The sequence below is a fragment of the Rhodococcus sp. (in: high G+C Gram-positive bacteria) genome (genome assembly GCF_049591685.1).
GTDB lineage: Bacteria > Actinomycetota > Actinomycetes > Mycobacteriales > Mycobacteriaceae > Rhodococcoides.
Window position 1 is genome coordinate 21,845 of record NZ_JBAWFH010000191.1, and the last position, 6,000, is coordinate 27,844.

Genomic DNA, 6,000 nt, shown 5'->3' on the forward strand with positions numbered 1-6,000 from the left:
GTGTGACTCGAGTGCAGTCACGATTTTCACACACAGCAACGTCGTCGAACTTCACCGACCCACGGATCCGAACGGAAGCAATTCGCGTCGCACAGTCGCTGGATGCTTCGCGGACCTGCCCGAACCACCGGCAGGACCGCACCTACAACCAGGGAGTACCGCCTTGCACCGTCGAACGAAGCCGTCGATCGTTCTCGGCGCTGTCGCCTTGCTGGCCGTCGCGAGTCCCGTGGCGGTCTACAGCATTTCCGGCGACTCCGCGTCCACCGACGTTCGAGCAGCAAACGAGACCACCCCTGTGACAGTGCCGACGAAGATCGTCGAAACAGCGCTGGACACGGCACCGGACATCGTCATCCCCCTGCGGGAACTGACGGGTCTGCCGCTGCCGGATCTTCGCCTGTCCGATCTGAAGTACCTGCCGCTGCCGGACAACATCACCATCCCGCCGTTCGAGATCCCGGAGATCCCCGGCATCACGGCTCCGGCTCCGACGAGCCCGTCTGCGCAGGCACCGGTTCCCTCGCTCGGCCGCAACAATGTCGCCGCTCCCCTGCCCGGTGAAGCCGCCGCGACCGACGACGCTTCCCAGGGCGACGTTTCTCAGGGCGACGTTTCTCAGGGCGACGACCCCGGCGCCCCGCTCGGCGCCGTCGTCAAGGAACTTCGCCAGGACGACCCGTTCAGCATGGTCGCGCTCACCTCGACCACGATCGACAACGCCGTGGCGCAGGTTCGCCGCCAGCTCGAAGACGGATCCTGGGGACCCTGGATCGCAACGGAACCCATCGACACCGGGTCGAGCGACGCCGTACCGGTGTCGGGCAAGCAGGGCACCGAACCCATCTACGTGGGCGCCACCAACGCCGTCCAGGTTCTGATGACGCCTCGCCCCGAGCCTGTTGCACCCGCAGCACCCATCGCGCCCGCAGCACCCATCGCGCCCGCAGCACCCATTGCACCCACAGCCGAGGCACCTGCGCCCACGCCGGAACAGCCCCTCGGTTACGTCCCGGCATCGGTGAGCAAGCCACTGCGTCAGCAAGAAACCCTGCGGTCACAAGAACCAGCTGCTGCAGCGTTGGCAGACATCAGCGCCGTGCTCATTCAGCCGGGCAGCTCCCCCGCCGACTCCGCGCTCGCCGACCTCGCGACACCCGTCGCCGGCAACGCCGGACCCAAGGTGATCTCCCGTGCTCAGTGGGGCGCCGACGAATCCATCCGCTGCGCCACCCCCACGTACGACGATTTCCTCGGCGGCGCCACGGTGCACCACACCGCCGGTAGCAACGAGTACTCCAAGTCGGAGTCTGCTGAGATCGTCCGCGCCATTTACGCTTACCACGCACAGACTTTGGGCTGGTGCGATGTCGGCTACAACGTGCTCGTCGACAAGTTCGGCCAGATCTTCGAAGGCCGCGCAGGTGGGCTCGATCGAGCGGTCCAGGGCGCGCACGCCGGAGGCTTCAACGAGAACACCGTCGGCATCGCGATGATGGGCGACTACTCCACCGAGTCTCCGTCGCAGGAGACCATCGACTCGGTCGGCAAGTTCCTCGGATGGCGCCTCGGCAAGGACGGTCTCGACCCGGAAGGCACCACGACGATGGTGTCGGAGGGAACCGACTTCACGTTCGTCGGCCAGGGTCAGAGCGTCGACCTGCCTGTCATCTTCGCGCACCGCGACGTCGGCAACACGGCATGCCCGGGTGACGCCGCCTACGCCAAGATGAGCGAGATCCGCGACATCGCTGCCTCCTACACCGGCGATGCTGCGAGCGTCACCGACCCGGACCCGAGCACTGATGCTCCGACCGACGATGCTCCGGTGGAGGGCACGCCGGCTTCGCCTCGGACCGATGCCAGCGGCACGCTGGGCGAGAACATTCCGAGCTTGATCGACGAGCTGGTTCGCCTCGCATCGAGCAATCCGGTTGCCCAGAAGTGGCTGGCGACCGGCGGCGAGACCGGAATCCTCGGTACCCCCGTCAGCGGATTGGTTCAGGTCAAGGGCGGCGGCGAGGGCGCCCAGTTCGCGAACGGCTCGATCTTCACTTCGATAGCCGGCCAGGCCGTTGCCGTCATCGGAAAGATCTTCGAGCAGTTCATGGCCCTCGGCGGCGAGAACAGTGACCTCGGCCTCCCGACGACCGACGAGTACCGCGTGCCCGAGGGTCTACGCACCGACTTCGAGAACGGTTCGCTGATCTTCAATGAGCTCACCGGAATCGTCACGACGGTGATCAAGACCTATAACGACACCTACGAGCAGCAGATGCAGAACCCGGTCTCGGCACCGATCGAGCCGGCCCCGGAGCCGGTACCGGCACCCGCCCCAGCACCGGAGTTGGCGCCCGACCCGGCGCCCTAGTCCACCGAACGACAATGGCCCCGCACACACGTGTGCGGGGCCATTGTCAACGAAAGCGGGTCACCACCAACGTTCGAGGACGCGCGCGACGCCGTCGTCCGCGTTGGTGGTCGTCACCTCGTCGGCAGCGGCGAGAGCGGCAGGGTGCGCATTGCCCATTGCTACGCCCAGGCCTGCCATCCGGAGCATCGGGACATCGTTGGGCATGTCGCCGAAAGCCGCGATGTCCGCTGCGCCGATCCCGAGCCGGTCGGCCACGGTGGTCAATCCCGACGCCTTGGTAACCCCCGGGGCGGACAGTTCGATGAGTCCGTTGTCGGTCGAGAAGGTCAGGTCTGCGCTCTCGCCGACGAGCGGCGTCAGCGCTGCAGCCATCTCGCCGCTCGATGCGCCGGACAGTCTGATCAGCAGCTTGACCGCGGGAACGTCGAGTACCTCTTCCTGCGAGACCTCGGTGTTGTCCGGGTTCAGCCACGCATGTTCGTAGCCGGGTGAGCTGACGAACTGCGGCGTCGCGGCGTCGTGAGCAGTGACGCCGACTCGCTCCGCGGCCAATCCACACCCGGGCAGAGTGGCGTACGCGAGCTCGGCCAACCAGGTGAGCGTCTCCGACGACAGCGTTCGAGCATCCAGAATGCGATCGGCGTTGCTGTCGTAGATGACTGCACCATTGGCGCACACGCACATCGGCGCGAAACCCAGCTGATCGACGACCGGCGAAATCCACCGCGGCGGCCTGCCGGTGGACAATACGAAAGGAGTGCCCCCCTCGACCATCGCGAGCACGGCACGACTGGTGCGTTCGGTGACCTTCTCGCTGTCGTCGAGAAGTGTGCCGTCGACGTCGCTGGCAACGAGACGGGGCTGGGTACGGCTGGTAGCAGGCATTGCCGACCATTCTGCCTGATGCAGTAAGGAACGGTTACCGACGCTCTCATTGCCCGATACTTGCCCTCGAAAGTCACATCCGGCCCCGTGCACCCAACTATCGGGCAATGGTGAACGCCGAAACCCTGTGCGCGAAAAATCCGTAAACTCGGCGGGATGCTGATGACCAAAGACGCTGTGGCGGTCGGTCGGCGGCACCGGTTCCACGGCTACGTCGACGTGGCCGTCGTGGTATCAGTGCTGGTGATCACCAATCTCATCGCGCATTTCACGACGGTGTGGGCGAGCATTGCGACGGTTCCGATGGCTGCGATCGCCCTGGTGGCCCTGACGCGTCGGCGCGGGCTGGGGTGGGCGGAGCTGGGGCTGTCGCCGAGGCAGTGGAAAACCGGGTCGCTGTACGCGCTGGGCGCTGTCGGCGTCGTTGTGACGGTCGTCGCCATCGGTGCGTTGTTGCCGATCACCAGGCCGTTCTTCATGGCCGACAGGTATGCGACGCTGTCGGCCGCGCTGGTGGCGTCGATGATCGTTATTCCCTTGCAGACGGTCATTCCCGAGGAGTTGGCCTTCCGCGGCGTGCTGCACGGCACGCTCGGTCGTATCTACGGTGCCCGCGGAGTATTCGCGGCGGGCTCGCTGCTGTTCGGGCTGTGGCACATCGCGTCGTCGCTGGGGTTGACCGCGAACAACACCGGTTTCAGCAGCTTTCTCGGCGGTGGACTGTTCGGTCAGGTCGTCGGCATTGTGGGGGCCGTGGTCGCGACGGCTGCAGCGGGTTTCGTGTTCACCTGGCTGCGGCGTCGAAGCGGAAGCCTGATTGCGCCGATCGCGCTGCATTGGTCGTTGAACGGAGTCGGCGCACTCGCTGCCGCACTGGTGTGGCAGGCGTCGACGGGCTGAACCACCCCCATCACCTCGTGATGGTGTGCCGAACGTTGCCGATACCGTCCAGGTCGAGTTCGAGTGTGTCGCCCTCGCGCAGCCAGTTGCCTGTTTCCATACCGCTGCCTCCGGGCAACGTTCCGGTGCCGAACAGTTCGCCGGGCAGCAATCGTTCGCTCTTCGACGCGTGAGCAAGCACCTCGCCCAGACTCCATTTCATGCCTGCGCTGCTGACGGTGGCAACCGTCTTGCCGTTGATGACAACCGAACCCGTCAATTGGTCGATGCGCGGGCGTATCTCGTCGGCGGTGACGGCTGTGGCGGACAGAGAGTTGGCGAAGTGTTTCGACTTCTGCGGCCAGAAGCCGCTGGCCATCTCTTAGCGCTGAACATCTCGCGCACTGAAGTCGTCGAGCAGTACGAACGCGCCGATCGCGGTGGCACGATACTGCCCGGGATGGAAGCGCCTGACGAGGCCTCTACTCGCATCGATGTTGTGCTTTTCGTACAGCAGGAAGTCGCAAAACGACAGCGGCTGGAACGGCAACAGTTGATCGGAGTCGTGAAGGTCGGCCGTCTCGCGCAACCACCGCTCGTCGAAGTTGTTGCCGCCCAACGGCCCCAGATCGGCATGTGGATGCCACTGGCCGTCGTCACCGAGGCGTTCGGCAGCAATACCGTCGTCCGTCCGCACACGTCGTAACTTCATTCTCTACGCCTTATCGAGGTAGAACTGCGGGTACGAACGAGGTGAAACTAGCTGTTCTTCTTCGCTTCTCGTGCAGCAGCTCTCGCGGCGACGTCTTCGGCGTCGACCTTGTTTGCTTCCTCGAGCGTCGGGGCGCTGCCGCCGAGCCGCGCAGGCACCCAGTAGGCGCCGGACTCGTGCTCGTAACCTTCCTGCAGCTTTGCGAGCATCTCCGTCATCGTCGAGTGCAACTTTGCCGTCAACTCGTTGGGCGGCCCGACCGGATCGATCGGAGCGCCGACGGCGATGCGAATCGGAGTCTTGGTGCGTCCGAGCCTCTTCGGGAAACCCTTGGTCCACACGCGCTGCGCGCCCCAGATGACGGTGGGGATGATCGGAACCCCGGCTTCGATAGCCATCCGAGCCGCACCGGACTTGAATTCCTTGATCTCGAAGCTCCGGCTGATCGTGGCCTCGGGATAGACACCGACGAGTTCGCCCTTGCTCAGATGCGTCACCGCCGCCTTGTACGACTCTGCTCCCGCTCCGCGGTCGACCGGGATGTGCTTGAGGGCCCGCATGATGGGGCCGGAGATCTTGTTGTCGAAGACTTCTTTCTTGGCCATGAAGCGGATGTACCGCTTGACCGAGCGCGGCGGAAGCCCTGCGTAGGTGAAGTCCAGGTAACCGGTGTGGTTGACGGCGATGACCGCACCACCGGTAGCAGGGATGTTCTCCTCGCCCTCGACCTCGAATTTCAGGCCCTCGAACGCGAAGACCACACGGGCAATGCCGATGACGGATCGGTAGACGGGTTCCACAGTCGGCTAGCGTAGTCGTATGGGCGGCTCGGGGAGAAGATGCGGCCAATCGGACCACTGGGAAGGTCAGCTGAACATGAGTTCGCTTCGCGGTATCGCGTACACCACCGTCGCACTGCTGGGGGCAGTCGCGACGCTCGCAGCCTGCGGAGGTGACGGCCAACAGGGCATCCCCACCGACACGCCCTCCGCACCGACGACCACGACCACGACGAACCCCGTCGCGACCACGGTTCCGACCAGCACCACCGTCGCCCCGCCGCCGGGACCTGATGTCGGCGAGGTGCCGGGGAGCCCGCAGGCAGCGTCGGCTCTGCGCGCATTCCTGGCGGACCTCGACTCCGGCGGCG

General features: G+C 65.2%; 4 protein-coding genes and 2 pseudogenes. 3 read left to right on the top strand and 3 right to left on the bottom strand.

Annotated features, from left to right (window positions below; all coding sequences use genetic code 11):
- The first annotated feature begins 163 nt into the window (after positions 1–163).
- Positions 164–2,371: an N-acetylmuramoyl-L-alanine amidase gene (locus WBQ44_RS08225; RefSeq protein ID WP_495566218.1), complete on the top strand. Its 2,208-nt coding sequence runs from the start codon at positions 164–166 to the stop codon at positions 2,369–2,371.
- A 60-nt stretch (positions 2,372–2,431) separates the two neighbouring features.
- Here the strand turns inward: WBQ44_RS08225 and WBQ44_RS08230 are convergent, their stop codons facing one another.
- Positions 2,432–3,259 (bottom strand): HAD family hydrolase, encoded by an 828-nt coding sequence (locus WBQ44_RS08230; protein WP_495566219.1) that lies wholly within the window; start codon positions 3,257–3,259, stop codon positions 2,432–2,434.
- A gap of 156 nt (positions 3,260–3,415) precedes the next feature.
- Between WBQ44_RS08230 and WBQ44_RS08235 the strand changes: the two genes are divergently transcribed.
- A complete protein-coding gene (locus tag WBQ44_RS08235) occupies positions 3,416–4,159 on the top strand; it encodes a CPBP family intramembrane glutamic endopeptidase (RefSeq protein ID WP_495566220.1) in 744 nt (247 codons plus the stop codon).
- A gap of 10 nt (positions 4,160–4,169) precedes the next feature.
- On the opposite strand, the pseudogene WBQ44_RS08240 reads toward WBQ44_RS08235, so the two are convergent.
- Positions 4,170–4,850: pseudogene (locus WBQ44_RS08240) on the bottom strand (fumarylacetoacetate hydrolase family protein).
- 47 nt (positions 4,851–4,897) lie between these two features.
- Positions 4,898–5,650, bottom strand: coding sequence for a lysophospholipid acyltransferase family protein (locus tag WBQ44_RS08245; RefSeq protein ID WP_495566221.1), 753 nt, complete (start codon positions 5,648–5,650; stop codon positions 4,898–4,900).
- A gap of 76 nt (positions 5,651–5,726) precedes the next feature.
- On the opposite strand from WBQ44_RS08245, the pseudogene WBQ44_RS08250 reads away from it, so the two are divergent.
- Positions 5,727–6,000, top strand: a pseudogene (locus WBQ44_RS08250) (hypothetical protein); the annotation flags it as partial.